15 protein-coding genes and 1 pseudogene are annotated in these 17,316 nt (G+C 60.5%); 9 read left to right on the top strand and 7 right to left on the bottom strand.

The window, feature by feature from the left end:
• The 6 genes and pseudogenes from L901_RS17475 to L901_RS17450 form a co-directional block, all read right to left on the bottom strand.
• Positions 1-1,362 (bottom strand): glutamine synthetase family protein, encoded by a 1,362-nt coding sequence (locus L901_RS17475; RefSeq protein ID WP_059759120.1) that lies wholly within the window; start codon positions 1,360-1,362, stop codon positions 1-3.
• A gap of 172 nt (positions 1,363-1,534) precedes the next feature.
• The gene (locus L901_RS17470; RefSeq protein ID WP_059759119.1) at positions 1,535-2,782 is read right to left on the bottom strand and encodes an FAD-binding oxidoreductase; all 1,248 of its coding nucleotides are present in this window, start codon (positions 2,780-2,782) and stop codon (positions 1,535-1,537) included.
• Positions 2,783-2,883: 101 nt separating this feature from the next.
• Positions 2,884-4,523 (bottom strand): annotated as a pseudogene (locus L901_RS17465) (ABC transporter ATP-binding protein).
• 5 nt (positions 4,524-4,528) lie between these two features.
• Positions 4,529-5,674, bottom strand: a complete 1,146-nt coding sequence (locus L901_RS17460; protein ID WP_059759118.1) for an ABC transporter permease — start codon at positions 5,672-5,674, stop codon at positions 4,529-4,531.
• Positions 5,674-6,768: a microcin C ABC transporter permease YejB gene (locus tag L901_RS17455; protein ID WP_003524435.1), complete on the bottom strand. Its 1,095-nt coding sequence runs from the start codon at positions 6,766-6,768 to the stop codon at positions 5,674-5,676. Before L901_RS17455 ends, L901_RS17460 begins: the two co-directional genes overlap by 1 nt.
• Positions 6,769-6,907: 139 nt before the next feature.
• The gene (locus tag L901_RS17450) at positions 6,908-8,752 is read right to left on the bottom strand and encodes an extracellular solute-binding protein (protein WP_059759117.1); all 1,845 of its coding nucleotides are present in this window, start codon (positions 8,750-8,752) and stop codon (positions 6,908-6,910) included.
• A gap of 205 nt (positions 8,753-8,957) precedes the next feature.
• Here L901_RS17450 and mepA point away from each other — a divergent pair, with 205 nt between their 5' ends.
• The 4 genes from mepA (at position 8,958) to dapB (ending at position 12,494) form a co-directional block, all read left to right on the top strand.
• Complete coding sequence (mepA, locus tag L901_RS17445; protein WP_059759116.1) at positions 8,958-10,007, top strand: penicillin-insensitive murein endopeptidase; 1,050 nt, start codon at positions 8,958-8,960, stop codon at positions 10,005-10,007.
• A 100-nt stretch (positions 10,008-10,107) separates the two neighbouring features.
• Complete coding sequence (locus tag L901_RS17440) at positions 10,108-10,491, top strand: methylglyoxal synthase (RefSeq protein WP_020812947.1); 384 nt, start codon at positions 10,108-10,110, stop codon at positions 10,489-10,491.
• A gap of 22 nt (positions 10,492-10,513) precedes the next feature.
• Complete coding sequence (locus L901_RS17435; RefSeq protein WP_059759115.1) at positions 10,514-11,536, top strand: glucokinase; 1,023 nt, start codon at positions 10,514-10,516, stop codon at positions 11,534-11,536.
• A gap of 130 nt (positions 11,537-11,666) precedes the next feature.
• On the top strand, positions 11,667-12,494 hold the full coding sequence (dapB, locus tag L901_RS17430) for a 4-hydroxy-tetrahydrodipicolinate reductase (RefSeq protein WP_059759114.1): 828 nt from the start codon (positions 11,667-11,669) through the stop codon (positions 12,492-12,494).
• A gap of 9 nt (positions 12,495-12,503) precedes the next feature.
• Here the strand turns inward: dapB and phnF are convergent, their stop codons facing one another.
• Complete coding sequence (gene phnF / locus L901_RS17425) at positions 12,504-13,241, bottom strand: phosphonate metabolism transcriptional regulator PhnF (protein WP_059759113.1); 738 nt, start codon at positions 13,239-13,241, stop codon at positions 12,504-12,506.
• Between the two features lie 82 nt (positions 13,242-13,323).
• On the opposite strand from phnF, the gene phnG reads away from it, so the two are divergent.
• The 5 genes from phnG (at position 13,324) to phnK (ending at position 17,313) form a co-directional block, all read left to right on the top strand.
• A complete protein-coding gene (gene phnG / locus L901_RS17420) occupies positions 13,324-13,785 on the top strand; it encodes a phosphonate C-P lyase system protein PhnG (protein WP_020812951.1) in 462 nt (153 codons plus the stop codon).
• The gene (gene phnH / locus L901_RS17415) at positions 13,785-14,393 is read left to right on the top strand and encodes a phosphonate C-P lyase system protein PhnH (RefSeq protein ID WP_059759112.1); all 609 of its coding nucleotides are present in this window, start codon (positions 13,785-13,787) and stop codon (positions 14,391-14,393) included. Before phnG ends, phnH begins: the two co-directional genes overlap by 1 nt.
• 1 nt (position 14,394) lies before the next feature.
• Positions 14,395-15,504 (top strand): carbon-phosphorus lyase complex subunit PhnI, encoded by a 1,110-nt coding sequence (locus L901_RS17410; RefSeq protein WP_059759111.1) that lies wholly within the window; start codon positions 14,395-14,397, stop codon positions 15,502-15,504.
• Between the two features lie 133 nt (positions 15,505-15,637).
• The gene (locus tag L901_RS17405; RefSeq protein ID WP_059759110.1) at positions 15,638-16,540 is read left to right on the top strand and encodes an alpha-D-ribose 1-methylphosphonate 5-phosphate C-P-lyase PhnJ; all 903 of its coding nucleotides are present in this window, start codon (positions 15,638-15,640) and stop codon (positions 16,538-16,540) included.
• Positions 16,537-17,313, top strand: coding sequence for a phosphonate C-P lyase system protein PhnK (phnK, locus tag L901_RS17400; RefSeq protein ID WP_059759109.1), 777 nt, complete (start codon positions 16,537-16,539; stop codon positions 17,311-17,313). Before L901_RS17405 ends, phnK begins: the two co-directional genes overlap by 4 nt.
• Positions 17,314-17,316 lie beyond the last annotated feature (3 nt).

The following is a 17,316-nucleotide window of genomic DNA, read 5'->3' as shown; positions in this document are numbered from 1 at the left end:
TCACACCGTCCTGATATAGGCGTCATATTCGACGTCGGTTACACGCAGGGAAAATTCGGAAAGCTCCTGCTGTTTGCAGGCGGAAAACAGCGTGCGGTACTTCTGGCCGAGCGTCGCATAGGCAAAGCTCGAGCGCGTGAAGCGCTGCAACGCATAGTCCCAGTTGGTGGGCAGCGGCTCGTGATTGATCGCGTGGCTATCGCCGGCAATCGCGCCGCCCGGTTGGCGCTTCTCCTTCATGCCGGCCAATGCGGCGCTCAGGATCATCGCGACAACGAGATAGGGATTGGTGTCGGCGCCCGCGACCCGGTGTTCGATACGGGTCGCGGCCTTGCTGGCAACGATGACACGCACAGCCGCCGAGCGGTTGTCGATGCCCCAGGAGGCATAGGTCGGTGCGTGTTCGCTGGGGGTCAGGCGGCGATAGGAATTGGCATGGGGGGCGAAGATCGCCATGCTTTCACCCATGTTTTCCAAGAGGCCGCCGACAGAATGCATCAAGGCATCCGATGGACCGTCCTCTCCGGCGTAGATGTTCCTGCCGTCCCTGTCGAGAACGGAAAAATGCACGTGCATGCCATTGCCGGCCTGCAACCCGTAAGGCTTGGCCATGAAGGTGGCATCAAGGTCATGCCGCCGCGCCACGCCCTTGACGATGCGTTTCAGGAAGACCGCGAAATCGGCCGCCTGCAATGCATCCGGCACATGGTTGAGATTGATCTCATATTGGCCGGGACCGTTCTCCCGCAGCGTCGTATCGGCAAGCACGCCCTGTGCGCGGCAGGCCGTGGCAATATCATGGAAGACGTCTTCGAAATCCTGCAGTTCGGAAATCGACAGAACCTGTGTCTGGCCCGTATGCCACCGGCCCTCGCGGCTGTGCGGCGGACGAACGGGATCAAGCGCGGAGCGAACGGGATCGATCAGGTAAAACTCGAGTTCGGTGGCCACGACCGGCGTGAGGCCGGCCTTTTTATAGGCGCCCAGAACCTGCGCCAGAACATGGCGCGGATCGCCATAAAAGCCGGTTCCATCCGGGTTTTTCATTGCCAGCAGAACCTGTGCCGTCGGGCGGCCAAGCCATGTCACCCGCGACAGCGTGCCTGGAACGGGGAAACAAAATCCGTCCGGATCGCCCGTGCCTTCCGCAAGACCTGCGGCATGCACATCCCGGCCCCAGATATCCAGCGCATAGACCGACCGGGGAATGGCCATTCCCTTTTCAAGAACGTCGATTGCCCGTTCGCGCGGAATCCATTTGCCGCGCGGCACGCCGTTCGCGTCTATGACGAAAGCTTCGAGAATTTCGATATCGGGGTTATCGGCGAAAAATTTATTTGCGTTTTCAATATCATCCATCATGCACCAGCAAGCCGTTTCCATCTCGTTTCATGCGCAGCGAGTTGCGCTAACGAAAGTCGTCCTGCTGCTGATAGATGAGAAACCTCGCCACCATGATGACGTTTCGCCCCTTTTCCCTTTGCATGCGACCATGTTACGTGGCCTGTCCCCGGAAGGCCAGCGGATTTAGCTATCAGGGATTGAACCTTTCCGGGCGATAGGCGTCGATGGCGATAACCGGCGTTTCACCCAGCATGGTTTCCGCCAGCACACGGCCGGTGATCGGCCCAAGTGTAAGGCCATGGTGGGCGTGGCCGAAAGCAAACCACAATGTTTTATGGCGCGGCGCTTTGCCGATGATCGGCATCATATCCGGCGTGCAGGGCCGCGCACCCATCCACGGTTCCGCATCCAGCCGGCCGCCGAGAGGAAAGACGGTGCGCGCCACCCGCTCCGCCCGCTCGATCTGCACGGGAGATTTCGGTGCATCGCGTTCGGCAAATTCAGCGCCCGTCGTCAGGCGGATGCCCTTTCGCATCGGCGCAAGGAAATAACCGCGCTCGGCGTCGATCAGCCAGTTATTGAGCTTCGTGCCCTCCTGCGGCGCGTAATGCATGTGGTAACCGCGTTTCACACCAAGCGGAAAACGATAACCCAGCCGTTCCGTAACGGTGTCCGCCCAGGGGCCTAGCGCCACGACGGCATGTTCGGCCTCGACCGCGCCGGTTTCGGTGCGCACCGTCCACCCGCTCACCGTCTGGCTGAGGGTGGAAGCATCACCCCTGACGAAGCTTCCGCCGAGGCTCTCGAACAGCCGGACATAAGCGAGCGTCAGCGCATGCGGATCGCGCACCGACCAGGGATCGTTCCATTTCAGGCCGCCGACGAAATCATGGCTCAGATGCGGTTCGGCTGCGGCAAGTTCCTCGGCGTCGAGTTTCGTATGGGAAATACCGTGGTCGCGCGCCAGACGCTCGGCGAAAGCAAAATCGGCATCCCGCCTTGCGGCGGTTCTGTAGGCCTCCATCCAGCCGTTCTTGACGATGAGATCGCCGGCCTTCGCCTCGTCGATCAAAATGCTGTGCTCCGAAACCGAATGCTCGATCAGCGGCGCATAGGCGCGAGCAATTGCCGCATGGCGCGAGGCTGCGGAATTGTACCAGTAGCGGCCGAGAAAAGGCGCGATCTTCGGCAAAGCGGAGAGGTGATAGCGGGCATCGATGCTGTTGTTCAGGGAATAGCGCAACAGCAGGGCGAGATCTTGCGGGAAGGCATAAGGCACGACACCTTCTCTCTGGATCAGCCCGGCATTGCCGAAGGAGGTCTCCTCGCCCGGCCCGCGCCGGTCGACCAGCACCACCGACTTACCCCTGCGGGCCAGCTGCAGGGCGATGGAGACCCCGATGATCCCTGCACCCAAAACGATCACATCCGCTGCCATGGCAATCAATCCGTTTCCGCATCACATGCCCCTCAACATGGGTCGGCATTTTCCGCGAAGCAACAGAAAAATCATCACCTTAACAGAAACCGCAACGCGGCCTACTGGCTTATCGCCTTCGTTTTCATCGCCTCGATGTTGAAGGCGGCCGCCAGCAACGCCTTGGTATAGTCCTGCTGCGGGTTGGCGAAGATTTCCGCCGCTGGGCCGCTCTCCACCACCTTGCCGTGGCGCATGACGATCAGGTCGTTAGCGAGCGCCTTCACCACCTTCAGATCGTGGCTGATGAAGAGATAGGCGAGTTCATGTTTCGCCTGCAGATCGCGCAGCAGATCGACCACCTGCGCCTGCACGCTCATGTCGAGGGCGGATGTCGGCTCATCCAGCATGACGAAACGGGGTTTAAGCACCATGGCGCGGGCAATGGCGATGCGCTGGCGCTGGCCGCCGGAAAATTCATGCGGATATCGCCAGCGGGTGGCTGGATCGAGGCCGACCTCTTCCAGCGCGGTGGCGACACGCGTATCGCGCTCGTCGGCAGACAGAGACCGCTCATGCACCTTCAAGCCCTCGGCGACGATCTCGCCGACCGACATGCGCGGGCTGAGCGACCCATAAGGATCCTGAAACACCACCTGCAACCGGTTTCTGAGCGGCTTCATCATTTCATAGGAATAGTGGTCGATCGACTGGCCGATGAAGCTGATACGCCCCTCAGACGCAATCAATCGCGAGAGGGCCAGACCGAGCGTCGTCTTGCCGGAGCCGGATTCGCCCACCACGCCCACAGTCTGGCCGGCGCGCAGGGTGATATCGATGCCATCCACCGCCTTCACATGGTCGACCACCCGGCGCATCAGCCCCGCCTTGATGGGGAACCAGACCTTGATATCGTCGCCCTGCATGACCACTGGTTTGCTGGCGTCGGAATAGGGAGGCTCGCCCTTTGGCTCCGCCGCCAGAAGATGGCGCGTATAGGCGTGCTGCGGATCGGTAAACACCTGCTCCACCGTACCGGTCTCGACAATCTTGCCCTTGGTCATGACGCAGACGCGGTCGGCAAATTTGCGGACAATGCCGAGATCGTGGGTGATGAACAGCATGGACATGCCGTGCTTCGTCTTCAGATCACTCAGAAGCTCGAGGATCTGCGCCTGCACCGTCACGTCGAGCGCCGTCGTCGGTTCGTCGGCGATCAGCAGTTTCGGCCGGTTGGCAAGCGCCATGGCAATCATCACGCGCTGCCGCTGGCCGCCGGACAATTCGTGCGGATAGGCCTTCAGGCGCTTTTCCGGTTCGCGGATACCCACCTGCAACAACAGTTCCAGCGTGCGCGCCCGCGCCTCGGCCCCGGTAATCGCCTGATGCAGTTCCAGAATCTCGCCGATCTGCCGCTCGATGGTGTGGAGCGGGTTGAGCGAGGTCATCGGCTCCTGGAAAATCATGGTGACGTCGTTGCCGCGGACCGCGCGCAGGGAGCGTTCCGGCAAAGTCAGCATATCCTTGCCGTCGAACAGGATTTTTCCCGACGGATGGCTTGCCGCCGGATAGGGCAGCAATTTTAGAATGGAATTCGCCGTGACCGATTTGCCGGAACCGGACTCCCCAACGAGGGCGACGACCTCGCCCGGCATCAATCGAAGGAGACGTGGTCGACAGCGATGCTGGTCGCGCCGCCCTGATGGAAGGCGACGGAGAGATCACGGACGGAGAGAAGCGGCTGAATATTTGTTTCCGTCATGACGATCACCGGAACGTCTTGCGTGGGTCGAAGGCGTCGCGCACCGCTTCACCGACAAAAATCAACAGTGAGAGCATGATGGACATGGTGAAAAACGCAGTGAGGCCAAGCCAGGGGGCCTGAAGGTTGTTCTTGCCCTGCGCGATCATCTCGCCCAGCGACGGCGATCCGGGCGGCATGCCGAAGCCGAGGAAATCGAGCGAGGTAAGCGTCGTGATCGAGCCGGATAGGATGAAGGGCAGGAAGGTCAGCGTCGCCACCATGGCGTTGGGCAGAAGGTGGCGGAACATGATCGTCCAGTTACCGACGCCAAGCGCACGGGCGGCGCGGACATATTCGAAGTTTCTGGCCCGCAGGAATTCGGCGCGCACGATGCCGACGAAGCCAACCCATGAAAAGAGCAGCATGATGCCGAGCAGCACGAAGAAGCCCGGCGGCAGGATGGCCGCGATGATGAGCAGGATATAAAGCACCGGCATGGACGACCAGATTTCGATGAAACGCTGCAACAGCAGGTCAGTCCAACCGCCGAAATAACCCTGGATCGCACCGGCGGTGACGCCGACAAGGGCCGACGCAATGGTCAGCGTCAGGCCGAACAGCACGGAAATACGGAATCCATAGATCATCCGCGCCGTGACGTCGCGCGCCTGATTGTCGGTTCCGAGCCAGTTGAGATTGCCAAGCGTGCAGCCGGGATCGACATCGCCCTGCGGGTAAGCCGAGCAGCGATCCTTTTTATCCATCAGCCAGAAGGGCGCTGTGGGCGCCGAATGGGGAATATTGGAATTGACCGTCTGATAGGAATAACGGATCGGCGGCCAGATCATCCAGCCATTGGCGTTGATCTCATCCTGAATGAAGGAGGATTTGTAATCGGTCTGGGCCAGGAACCCGCCGAATTTTTCTTCCGGATAATCCACCATGACCGGCACCAGAATCTCGCCCTTGTAGGAAGCGAGAATGGGTTTGTCATTGGCGATGAATTCCGCGATCAGGCTCAGGAAAAACAGGATCAGAAACAGCCAGAAGGACCAGTAACCGCGCCGGTTTGCCTTGAAATTCTGCCAGCGGCGCTTGGTGGTGGGCGAAAACCACGGGCGCTTCGGCTTTTCTATCGTTTCGGCGGCGGCGGTATGGGCAAGCGTCATCACACGTCCCTCCGCTCGAAATCGATACGCGGATCGATCCATGTATAGATCAGGTCGGAAATCAGACCGACCACGAGGCCCATCAGCGAGAAGATGAAGAGCGTGCCGAAGACGATCGGGTAATCGCGATTGACGACCGAGAGATAACCGAGGCGGCCGAGACCGTCGAGCGAGAAGATATTCTCGATCAGCAGCGATCCGGTGAAGAAGGCCGAAATGAAGGCACCCGGAAAACCGGCGATCACGATCAGCATCGCGTTGCGGAAGACATGACCATAAAGAACTCTACGTTCGGTAAGGCCCTTGGCGCGGGCGGTGATGACGTACTGTTTCTTGATCTCGTCGATGAAGGAATTCTTGGTCAGAAGCGTCGTCGTCGCGAAGGCCGAGAGTGACAGTGCGATGAGCGGCAGGGTCAGGTGCCAGAAATAGTCGATGATCTTCTGCCACCAGTTCAGCTGATCAAAATTATCCGACACCAGACCGCGCAGCGGGAACCAGTCGAAGAAGGATCCGCCGGCGAAGAGCACGATAAGCAGGATACCGAAAAGGAAGCTCGGCACGGCATAACCGATGATGATGATGCCGGAGGTCCAGACATCGAAGGTCGAGCCGTCGGACACGGCTTTCTTGATGCCGAGCGGAATGGAGATGATGTAGGAAATGATCAGGATCCAGAAGCCGAGCGAGGCCGAGACCGGCAGCTTGTCGATGATGAGATCGATCACCGAGGAATTGCGGAAGAAGCTGTCGCCGAAATCGAAGCGGATATAATTCCACATCATTTCGAGAAAACGGGTGAGCGGCGGTTTGTCGAAGCCGAACTGTTTTTCGAGCTTGGCGATCAGTTCCGGATCGAGACCCTGCGCGCCGCGATATTTCGAACCGCTGTCATCGAAACCGCCGGACTGGCCCATGAGATCGCCGCCGCCCGAGAGCCGGTCGGAGGCGCTGTCGCCCTGCCCGGTCAATTGCGCGACGACCTGTTCCACCGGCCCGCCCGGTGCGAACTGGATGACGAGAAACGAAATGCCCATAATACCGACGATGGTCGGGATCATCAGCGCCAGACGTCTGAGGATATAGGCGCCCATCAGCCTCTGCTCCCGGCCGATACGTCAGCGGTTTTCGTTTCTGTCAAACCAGGTCCTTTCCTGAAAGCGCTGCCTGCGCTTTAAGCGATTCGTCTCGCCCTATGTGAATCAAGCCTTCGGCGCGAAAGCAAGGCCAGCGTCAGTTCGCGGCCTGGCTGGACCACCATGCTTCCGGAAAACCGACACCATATTGGGGCAGGTTTTCCGGACGGATGAGCGTGTTCCAGTAGGCGATGAACATCTCGCCGCGGTAGAATTGCGGTATGACGTAACTGTTTGCCAGAAGTACCCGGTCGAGCGCGCGTGCGGCGGCGACCTGTTCATCCCGGTTGGGCGCAAATATGACCTTTCTGACCAACGCATCGACGGCGGGGTTCTTGATGCCGGCAATATTGTTGGAACCCTGCCTGTCGGCGGCGGCCGAGCCCCAGAAATCCGCCTGTTCGTTTCCGGGGTTCGCGGAAGTCGCCCAGAGCTTGACGATCACGTCATAATCGAAGCTGCGGGTGCGGTTGGTATATTGCGAGGCGTCGACGGTCCGGATCGTCGCGTTGATGCCGATCTTCTTCAGATTCTGGACATAGGGAAGGATGGTTCTTTCCATGCCGGCGGAATCGATCAGAAACTCCATATCGAGCGGCTGTCCGGTTTTCGCATTGACCATGCGGTTGCCGCGCAGCTCGTAACCGGCCTCTTTCATCAGCTTGACCGCCTCGCGCAGATTGTCACGCTGCTTGGCCGGATCACCCGCGACCGGATTGCGATATTCGGTGGTGAAAACCTCCGGCGGAACCTGATCCTTCAGTTCCTGAAGAATCTCCAGCTCTCGCCCGGTCGGCAGGCCGGACGAGGCCAGTTCACTGCCCATGAAGAAGCTGTTGATGCGCTGGAACTGGCCGTAAGCCAGCGTTCGGTTCAGCTCCTCGAAATCGAAAGCGTAGTTGAGTGCCTTGCGCAGGTTCGGGTTCTGGAACTTTTCGCGGCGCATGTTCGGCACAAAGGCCTGCATGATGCCGACGGAACGATAGATATTCGGCAGTTCTTCCTTCTTGACGCGGCCTTCCTTGACGGCCGGGAAATCATAACCCGTGACCCAGCGGCTGGAGGAGGCTTCCTGACGGAAATCGACGGTGCCGGACTTGAAGGCCTGGAATTCCACATCCTGATCGGCAAAGAAGGTGTAGGCGATGGTTTTGAAATTGTTCAGCCCGACATTCACGTTGACGTCCTTGCCCCAGTAGTCGTCGCGGCGTTCGTAAGCGATTGTCGAGCCGGGAGAGACTGAGGCAATCCTGTAGGGGCCGGAACCCATCACCGGTTCCAGCGTGCCGCGCGATATGTCGCGCGGCTTGCCATCCGGGCCGGCGGCTTCCCACCAGTGCTTGGGAACGATCAGCAATTGCCCGACGATCTGCGGCAATTCGCGATTGTTCTTTTCGTCGAAAGTGAAGGTGATGTCCCTTTCGCCGCTCACCTCCGCCTTGGTGACATGGGTGTAATAGGTCGCAAGCTGCGGGCTCAGATCCTTGGCTTTTTCGAAGCTGAAGACGACATCCTCCGGCGTCACCGGCTTGCCATCGGCCCATTTCGCCTCGGCGCGCAGCCGGAAGGTAGCTTTCGAAATATCGTCCGGATAGCTCACGCCCTCCGCCAGAAGACCGTAGGAGGCCGACAGTTCCTCTTCCGTCGATTTCATCAACGTATCGAAAACCAGCGAAAGGCCGGTCGCCGCCTCGCCCTTGGCAAGCAGCGGATTGAGGGTATCGAAGGTGCCCGCCGTCGACAGGCGAAGGGTGCCGCCTTTCGGCGCCTTGGTGTTCACATAGTCGAAATGATCGAAGCCATCGGGATGTTTCAGTTCCCCGACCGTCGAAATCCCCTTTCGCCACACATCAGCCGATTGTGCGAAGGCCGCCGCCGGTATCAGCAGGGCGGATGCCGCAAGAGCAATGAGGAGACGGGATTTCAGTGGTGCCAATATCATCGGGGGAATGTCCCTGTTTTCGCGTTTGTTGAAGAGAGCATAAAACAAAGATTGGCAAAAAACAGATGCGCTGGCTCACAAGCTCTTTATCCGCACCTTTATCCTCCCGCTTTGCAACAGGCGGGGCGAAACATGGTTTCAACAAAATCCCGTTCCAGTTTATCTTAAGGGGAAGAGAATCATCTGATCGGACGGGCACGACGATATGACGGCGGGATCATCGAGAGTTTTCAAGGCGGCCATGCTGGCGATTTCGGTCGTCTCCGCGCTGCAGTTGCAGATGGAAACCGCATCGGCCGAGGACAGGCCCGCGAAAGAAGTGTTCGGCCACATGGCGCTGCCTTCCGCCACGGGCTCGCAGCCGATCGGCTCCTATGCCAAGGGCTGCCAGTCCGGCGCCATCGCCATGCCGACGGACGGTCCCGGCTGGCAGGCCATGCGCCTTTCCCGCAACCGGCGCTGGGGCCAGCCTCAGATGATTTCCTTCCTCGAGCAATTTTCGCAGGATGCCCAGAAGATCGGCTGGCCGGGATTGCTGCTGGGCGATATTTCCCAGCCGCGCGGCGGGCCGATGCTGACAGGCCATGCGTCGCACCAGATCGGCCTCGATGTCGACATCTGGTGGCGACCGATGCCGACCCCGCGGCTGAGCGTGGAGCAGCGCGAAACGGTGCCTTTCATCTCCATGCTGGACAAGAGCAAGTTCCTGACGGTCGATGACCGCAAGTGGTCACCGCTCAATGCCCGGCTGGTGATGATGGCGGCAAGCTACCCGCAGGTGGAGCGTGTCTTCGTGAACCCGGCGATCAAGCAGAAACTCTGCCAGACATGGACCGGCGACCGCACCTTCATGGGCAAGATCAGGCCGATCTACGGCCATGACGAGCATTTCCACATCCGTCTCGAATGCCCGCCCGGCGCGCCCAATTGCAAACCGCAGGCGGCCGTGGGCAAAGGCGACGGCTGCGACAAGTCGCTTGCCTGGTGGTTCAGCAAGGAACCATGGGCGCCGCCGAAAAAGGACCCCAATGCCAAGCCGGTGAAACCGCGCCCGGTCATGGTTTCCGATCTGCCCTCGGCCTGCGCCGCCGTGGCTGCCGCCCCTTCCGCCAATCCCGAGGGACTTGCGGCCCAGGCCTATTCGCCTGCTCCGGCAACGCGCCAGCAAAACGTGGAACAGGTCATTCAGGCAGCCCCCGCCCTGCAGCCGCCTTCGGATATTCCGCTTCCCACCCAGCGCCCGACATTGAACTGAAACAGAAATGGGGCATTCAACAGCTTCCCTTTTCAAATGGCGGCAAGCTGTTATAGAAGGCTTCAAATCGATTTAATTCTTGATGGAACGGGCTGGGACCATGGAAGAACAACGCTGTATCGCGCTCATCGCTCATGACGAGAAAAAGGACGATATGGCGGATTTCGCCCGTCATCACCAGAAAGCGCTCGCCGGTTTCAGGATCGTCGCCACCGGCACGACGGGCGGGCGCGTGCAGGAAGCCTGTCCGGGGCTCGAAGTCATTCGCCTCAAAAGCGGACCTCTCGGCGGCGACCAGCAGATCGGCGCGATGATCGCCACCGGCGAGGTGGATATGCTGATCTTCTTCACAGACCCACTGACGGCCATGCCGCATGATGTTGATGTAAAGGCGCTGACCCGGCTTGCTACGGTTTACGATATTCCCATGGCGCTCAACCGCGCCACCGCAGAAAATCTCATCGACTTCCACGTCGCCAATTGAACCTCCCAACATGGAACAGGCAATGCCGAAGACGTCCGATACCGAATATCTGTCCTTTCCGATCCTTCTTGGCGACATCGGCGGCACCAATGCCCGCTTTTCCATTCTGATCGATTCCTTTGCCGAACCGGTGCACCTTACCACCGTGAAGACGGCGGAATATCCGACCATCGATGACGCCATCCAGCAGGCGGTTCTGGACAAGACCTCGCTCCAGCCGGTCTCGACCATTCTGGCGATTGCCGGCCCCATCGAAGGGGACGAGATTCCGCTCACCAACTGCCATTGGGTCGTCAGGCCGAAGGACATGCTGGCCAATCTCGGCCTGAAGGATGTCATCGTCATCAACGACTTCGAGGCGCAGGCTCTGGCGATTGCAGCGCTTGACGACGACAACCGCGAATCCATCGGCTCCGGCCGCAAGGATGTGCTGGCATCGCGCGTCGTTCTCGGACCGGGCACGGGACTTGGTGTCGCCGGGCTGGTTTACGCCCGCCATATGTGGTTCCCGGTGCCCGGCGAAGGCGGCCATATCGATATCGGCCCGAGAAGTGCGCGTGACTATGCGGTTTTCCCGCATATCGAAACCATCGAGGGCCGTGTCGCCGGTGAGCAGATCCTTTGCGGGCGCGGGCTGGTCAATCTTTACCGGGCCGTCTGCACCGCCGATGGCATCGAGCCTGTCTTTTCCGATCCGGCCGACATTACCTCACAGGGCCTTTCGGGCGAGAACCGGCAGGCGAAAGAGACCCTGTCCCTTTTCAGCACCTATCTCGGCCGCGTGGCCGGTGACCTCGCGCTGATTTTCATGGCCAAGGGCGGTGTCTATCTGGCCGGCGGCATTTCGCAGAAGATCATTCCGGCGCTGAAGAGCCCGGAATTCCGGGCTGCCTTCGAAGACAAGGCGCCGCACAGCGCGCTGATGCGGACCATTCCCACCTTCGTCGTCACCCATCCGCAGGCGGCGCTTTCCGGCCTCGCCACCTATTCGAGAACGCCGTCCGATTTCGGCCTGTCGCTGGACGGGCGACGCTGGAGGGCCTGATCGTTTCCAACGGTCAGCCCTTCGTGATGCTTGCGAAGCGGGCGGGCGGTCTTTAACGTCGCTGCTGCAAACATCAATCGACCGATACCGGCGGATCTCGATCCGCCCGAGATGAAAAGTGAGTGACAGCATGGGCAGCAGCGGCATGAAACTGGTGGTGGTCGGCGCGGCGGGCCGCATGGGACAGGCGCTGATCCGCCTCATTCACCAGACGCCCGGTGTCCAGCTACATGCCGCCGTCGCGCGCGAAGGCTCGGCTTTTGTCGGCCGCGATGCGGGCGAGATCGCCGGTCTCGGCCCGATCGGCGTCGAGATCACCAGCGATCCGCTGCAGGCATTTCTGCATGCGGAAGGGGTGATCGATTTCACCTCGCCAGCAACCAGCGTCACCTTTGCCGGCCTCGCCGCACAGGCCCGCATCGTGCATATCATCGGTACCACGGGCTGCTCAGCGGAAGACGAGGAAAAATTCAAAGCGGCGTCGCGCCATGCCCGCATCGTCAAGTCGGGCAATATGAGCCTCGGCGTCAACCTGCTCAGTGTTCTCACACAGCAGGCGGCGCAGGCGCTGGATGCGCAGAACTGGGATATCGAAATCCTTGAAATGCACCACAAGCACAAGGTGGATGCGCCCTCAGGCACCGCCCTTCTGCTCGGCGAGGCGGCGGCGGCGGGCCGCAAGGTCGATCTCACCACATCTTCCGTTCGCGTGCGCGACGGGCATACGGGTGCGCGTGAAGCCGGGACCATCGGTTTTGCCACGCTGCGTGGCGGCTCGGTGATCGGCGAACATTCGGTGATCTTCGCCGGAGAGGGCGAGCGCGTGGAGCTTTCGCACTATGCCGGCGACCGCTCCATTTTCGCACGCGGCGCGATTGCTGCAGCCGTCTGGGCCTTCGACAAGAAGCCGGGCTTCTATTCGATGCTGGATGTGCTGGGGCTTTCGCAGGCGGAGTAAGCTTTCGGCTTAATTCTCCACCGTGAATTCGACCGTATCGGCCGAAAAACGGCTGATGGCATATTGCACCGGCACGCCATCCATATCAGCATTCAGCGCCTGGGTGACGAGCAGGATCGCGCCCGGCGACAATTCGAGATCAGCCAGATCCTGCGTGTCCGCATGGCTGGCGGAGATGACGGTGGAAATACGCACGTAATCCGCCACGCCCAGCATATTGAAGGCAGCGGTAATCGAGCCGCTCTTCTGATAGGCCTCCCCTATTCCGACGAAACGATCGGCCGGAAACCATGTGGTCGAACGGGAAACCGGCCGGTTATCGGCCTTGCGCAGCGTTTCGAGACGTATGAGCGGCGCACCCGCCGGCAATTGCAGCCGCGCCGCCAGATCGGCATTGGCCGGTTCGGTTGTGTGGGAAAGAAGCAGCGCCTCCATTTCCTTGACCTGATCGGCGATCCCCGCCGTGAACCGTGTGCGCCGTGAAATCGGAAAACTCAGGCGCTCCTTGCGGGCGATCATGGTGCCACGCCCCTGCACCGGCTCGAGAATGCCTTCACTGGCGAGTGCGGCAATGGCGCTTCGGACGGTATGACGGTTGACGCCGAATTTTTCGGCCAGCGCCATTTCCGGCGGCAACATGCCGGTTTCATCGTGATCGCCCGCCGCGATCTCGCCTCTGATCCTGTCGGCGATCTGCCGCCAGAGCGCCACGCCGTTCTTTCTTTTCATCGCTGCCGAAGGGCTCATGTCACACGCTTGTCATTCACGAACGTTAAATGTACCTTATATTGTATAGTTGTCTATATCAATAGACATTAGAGGTCAAGCGATGATTCACGAAACTGCAGACTTGCATGCAGACAGAAAGCGGGTGGCGGCGCTTCTTGCCCGCGCCACCGTGCAGGAACTCGAAACCGTCTGGAACCGGCAGGATGAGAGCCCCCGGACGGAAAATGTGCGCGGGCCGGAAACCGGCCTCGTCATGGTCAAGGGCCGCATCGGCGGCGGCGGCGCGCCCTTCAATCTGGGTGAGACGACCGTGACCCGGGCAACCGTCAAGCTTGCCTCGGGCACCGTCGGTCACGCCCATGTTCTCGGCACCGGCCGCAAGAAGGCCTGGTATGCCGCCGTTTTCGATGCGCTCTGGCAGGAAAGCCCGACCCGCGGCTTTATCGAGACCGAGCTTCTTTCACCGGTCGAGAAGCGACTGGCCGAGGAGAAGGACAGGAAAACAAAAGAGACCGCCGCCACCCGGGTCGATTTCTTCACCATGGTTCGAGGAGAGGATTGATGAGCGTCAAGGCCGAAGCATTGACGGGCGGTTTTTCCGACGCCGTCTTCGATTCCCAACGGATTTTCAAGAAACTCATGGATGGCATGGCCCGGCCGGGCACGCCGCAGACAATCGAAACCGCGGTCGCCCCGCCATTGCCTCTCGCCCCCGCCACCGGCGCGGTCCTGCTGGCGCTCTGCGATCACGATACGCCGGTCTGGCTGAGCGGCGCGCTACGAAAAACCACCGTCCCCGGTTGGGTCGCATTTCATACCGGCGCGGTCGCGACGGATGAAAAAAATGCGGCGCATTTCGCCGTCATCGAAGCGGGCAGCGCCATAGCCTCCTTCGGTCTCTTCGCCCAAGGAAGTCAGGAATATCCCGACCGCTCCACCACGATCATCATCGAGTTGCCTGATCTGGATGGCGGGCGGGAATTGCTGCTCTCCGGCCCCGGTATCCGCCACGTCAACATCATCAGCCCAACAGGCCTGCCGGACATATTCCCGAGGCTGTGGGCGGAGAACAATGCCATTTTCCCGCGCGGCGTCGATGTCATCCTGACATCCGCCGACAGATTTGTCTGCCTGCCGCGCACGACGCGCATTCAACCCGTGGAGGCATAAGATGTATGTTGCTGTCAAAGGCGGGGAAACCGCAATTGCCAACGCCCACCGGCTTCTGGCCGACAAGCGGCGCGGAGACCGCGACCTGCCCGCGATGACGGTCGCGCAGATCGTTTCGCAGCTTTCGCTCGCCGTCGACCGGGTGATGGCGGAAGCGTCTCTTTACGATCAGTCGCTTGCAGCCCTTGCCGTCAAGCAGGCCCGTGGCGACATGATCGAGGCCATCTTCCTGCTGCGCGCCTACCGCACGACGCTGCCGCGTTTCGGTTATTCGGTTCCGGTCGATACCGCTGAGATGACGGTGCAGCGGCGCGTTTCCGCGACCTACAAGGATTTGCCGGGCGGACAATTGCTGGGACCGACCTTCGATTACACCCATCGCCTGCTCGATCCTTCGCTTCTCGAAGACGAAACCGTTGAGACAGCCACCCAGCGCGAAGGCGAGCCGGAACATGTCATGCGGGTTTCCGATATTCTGGCCCAGGAAGGGCTGATCGAAACCGACGGCGATATGCCGGCTGACCATATTGCCGGCGACCTAACACGGGAGCCGATGGAATTTCCAATGCCGCGTGACCTGCGCCTGCAATCGCTGGCGCGCGGTGATGAGGGTTTCCTTCTGGCGCTCGCTTATTCGACGCAGCGCGGCTACGGCCGCACCCATCCGTTCGTCGGCGAAATCCGCATCGGCGAGGTGGCGGTCGAACTGGACGTGCCGGAACTCGGGTTTTCCGTCTCGCTGGGCGACATACAGGTCACCGAATGCCAGATGGTCAACCAGTTCAAGGGTTCTGCCAAGGCGCCGCCGCAATTCACGCGCGGCTACGGTCTGGTGTTCGGCCAGAGCGAGCGCAAGGCGATGGCCATGTCGCTGGTCGACCGGGCGCTGCGGGCAGGCGAATTCGGCGAGGACGTCGTGGCCCCCGCGCAGGACGAGGAATTCGTCATTTCACACGCCGACAACGTTCAGGCGACGGGTTTCGTCGAGCATCTGAAACTGCCGCATTACGTGGATTTTCAGGCCGAACTCGGTCTGGTCAGGAAAATGCGTGCCGATTTCGAGGCGATCAACGCCAATGGCGCGGAGTGGATGGGCGATGCGGCCGAATAGCTCAGCGGCTGTGCTGCTCGCCAAACCAGTAAGCGCAAAAGACGGTCGATGCTGCAAACACAGCAAAGAACACGGCTGCAAGAATTCCAATCTCCATGAGCTTGTACTCCTTTTTTCACAAGGCTAACGCGCAATGCTTGAAGAAGTTTCATTTCACGACGGACTGGCTGCCTACAACTTCGCCTATCTGGACGAACAGACCAAGCGAATGATCCGCCGGGCGATCCTGAAAGCCATCGCCATTCCCGGTTATCAGGTTCCCTTCGCTTCCCGCGAAATGCCCATGCCCTATGGCTGGGGCACCGGCGGCGTGCAGGTAACCGCCTCCATTCTCGGTCCAGAGGATGTGCTGAAGGTCATCGACCAGGGCGCAGACGACACGACCAATGCGGTTTCCATCCGCGCTTTCTTCCAGAAGGTGGCGAATGTCGCGGTTACCACCCGCACCAAGGATGCGACCATCATCCAGACGCGGCACCGCATTCCGGAAGAAGAACTGCATTCGGGTCAGGTTCTCGTCTATCAGGTTCCCATTCCTGAGCCGCTGCGCTTCCTCGAACCGCGCGAGACCGAAACGCGTGTCATGCACGCGCTGGAGGAATACGGCCTGATGCACGTCAAGCTTTACGAGGATATCGCCCGCAACGGCCGTATCTCCACCACCTACGCCTATCCGGTGAAGGTGGCCGGGCGTTACGTGATGGATCCGTCGCCTACCCCGAAATTCGACAATCCGAAAATGCATCTCTCGGACGCCCTGCAGCTCTTCGGCGCAGGACGCGAAAAGCGCATCTATGCCGTGCCGCCCTATACCGACGTCGTCAGCCTCGATTTCGAGGACCATCCCTTCGAAATCCAGCGCTTCGACAAGCCCTGCGCGCTGTGCGGTGCGGAGAATGTCTATCTGGACGAGGTGGTGCTTGATGATAAGGGCGGGCGGATGTTCGTCTGCTCCGATACCGATCATTGCGAGGACCGCCGCGCCCATGGCCATAAAGGCCACCTGCTGGCGGATGTGAAGGAGGCCGCAGAATGAGCGACGCACCGCTTCTGAAAGTCAGGGACGTTTCCAAATATTACGGCGAGCGGGCCGGTTGCCGCAACGTCTCATTCGAGCTTTATCCAGGCGAGGTTCTGGCCATTGTCGGCGAATCCGGTTCCGGCAAGACCACGCTCCTCAACTGCATTTCCACCCGGCTGATGCCGACGGCGGGCAGTGTGGAATATCGTATGCGCGACAGCTCGGTGCGTGACCTCTATCACATGGGCGAGGCCGAACGGCGTTTCCTGATGCGGACCGACTGGGGTTTCGTGCACCAGAACCCGGCGGACGGGCTGCGCATGGCGGTTTCGGCCGGCGCCAATGTCGGCGAGCGGCTGATGGCCGTCGGCAACCGGCATTACGGCAATATCAGGCAATCGGCCAGCGAATGGCTGGAACGGGTGGAAATCGGCACCGACCGCATCGACGACCAACCACGCGCCTTTTCCGGCGGCATGCGCCAGCGCCTGCAGATCGCCCGCAACCTCGTCACCTCGCCGCGCCTCGTCTTCATGGATGAACCGACCGGTGGGCTCGATGTTTCCGTGCAGGCGCGCCTGCTCGATCTGGTCCGCGGTCTCGTCAACGATCTCGGTCTGGCCGTCGTCGTCGTCACCCATGATCTGGCGGTGGCGCGGCTGCTTTCCCATCGCATGATGGTGATGAAGGGCGGCGATGTCATCGAGCATGGTCTGACCGACCGGGTGCTGGACGACCCGCGCGAGCCCTATACACAATTGCTTGTTTCCTCTATTCTGCAGGTTTGACGC

Origin of the sequence: Agrobacterium sp. D14 (assembly GCF_001526505.1) — a bacterium.
GTDB classification, from domain to species: domain Bacteria; phylum Pseudomonadota; class Alphaproteobacteria; order Rhizobiales; family Rhizobiaceae; genus Agrobacterium; species Agrobacterium leguminum.
The sequence above is the reverse complement of the archived record's forward strand: the minus strand, read 5'-3'. Positions and strand labels throughout refer to the sequence as shown.

Coding starts and splice junctions, on each gene's coding strand:
- L901_RS17475 (WP_059759120.1), bottom strand. CDS start 1,362: ATGATGGATGATATTGAAAACGCAAATAAATTTTTCGCCGATAACCCC.
- L901_RS17470 (WP_059759119.1), bottom strand. CDS start 2,782: ATGGCAGCGGATGTGATCGTTTTGGGTGCAGGGATCATCGGGGTCTCC.
- L901_RS17460 (WP_059759118.1), bottom strand. CDS start 5,674: ATGACGCTTGCCCATACCGCCGCCGCCGAAACGATAGAAAAGCCGAAG.
- L901_RS17455 (WP_003524435.1), bottom strand. CDS start 6,768: ATGGGCGCCTATATCCTCAGACGTCTGGCGCTGATGATCCCGACCATC.
- L901_RS17450 (WP_059759117.1), bottom strand. CDS start 8,752: ATGATATTGGCACCACTGAAATCCCGTCTCCTCATTGCTCTTGCGGCA.
- mepA (WP_059759116.1), top strand. CDS start 8,958: ATGACGGCGGGATCATCGAGAGTTTTCAAGGCGGCCATGCTGGCGATT.
- L901_RS17440 (WP_020812947.1), top strand. CDS start 10,108: ATGGAAGAACAACGCTGTATCGCGCTCATCGCTCATGACGAGAAAAAG.
- L901_RS17435 (WP_059759115.1), top strand. CDS start 10,514: ATGCCGAAGACGTCCGATACCGAATATCTGTCCTTTCCGATCCTTCTT.
- dapB (WP_059759114.1), top strand. CDS start 11,667: ATGGGCAGCAGCGGCATGAAACTGGTGGTGGTCGGCGCGGCGGGCCGC.
- phnF (WP_059759113.1), bottom strand. CDS start 13,241: ATGAGCCCTTCGGCAGCGATGAAAAGAAAGAACGGCGTGGCGCTCTGG.
- phnG (WP_020812951.1), top strand. CDS start 13,324: ATGATTCACGAAACTGCAGACTTGCATGCAGACAGAAAGCGGGTGGCG.
- phnH (WP_059759112.1), top strand. CDS start 13,785: ATGAGCGTCAAGGCCGAAGCATTGACGGGCGGTTTTTCCGACGCCGTC.
- L901_RS17410 (WP_059759111.1), top strand. CDS start 14,395: ATGTATGTTGCTGTCAAAGGCGGGGAAACCGCAATTGCCAACGCCCAC.
- L901_RS17405 (WP_059759110.1), top strand. CDS start 15,638: ATGCTTGAAGAAGTTTCATTTCACGACGGACTGGCTGCCTACAACTTC.
- phnK (WP_059759109.1), top strand. CDS start 16,537: ATGAGCGACGCACCGCTTCTGAAAGTCAGGGACGTTTCCAAATATTAC.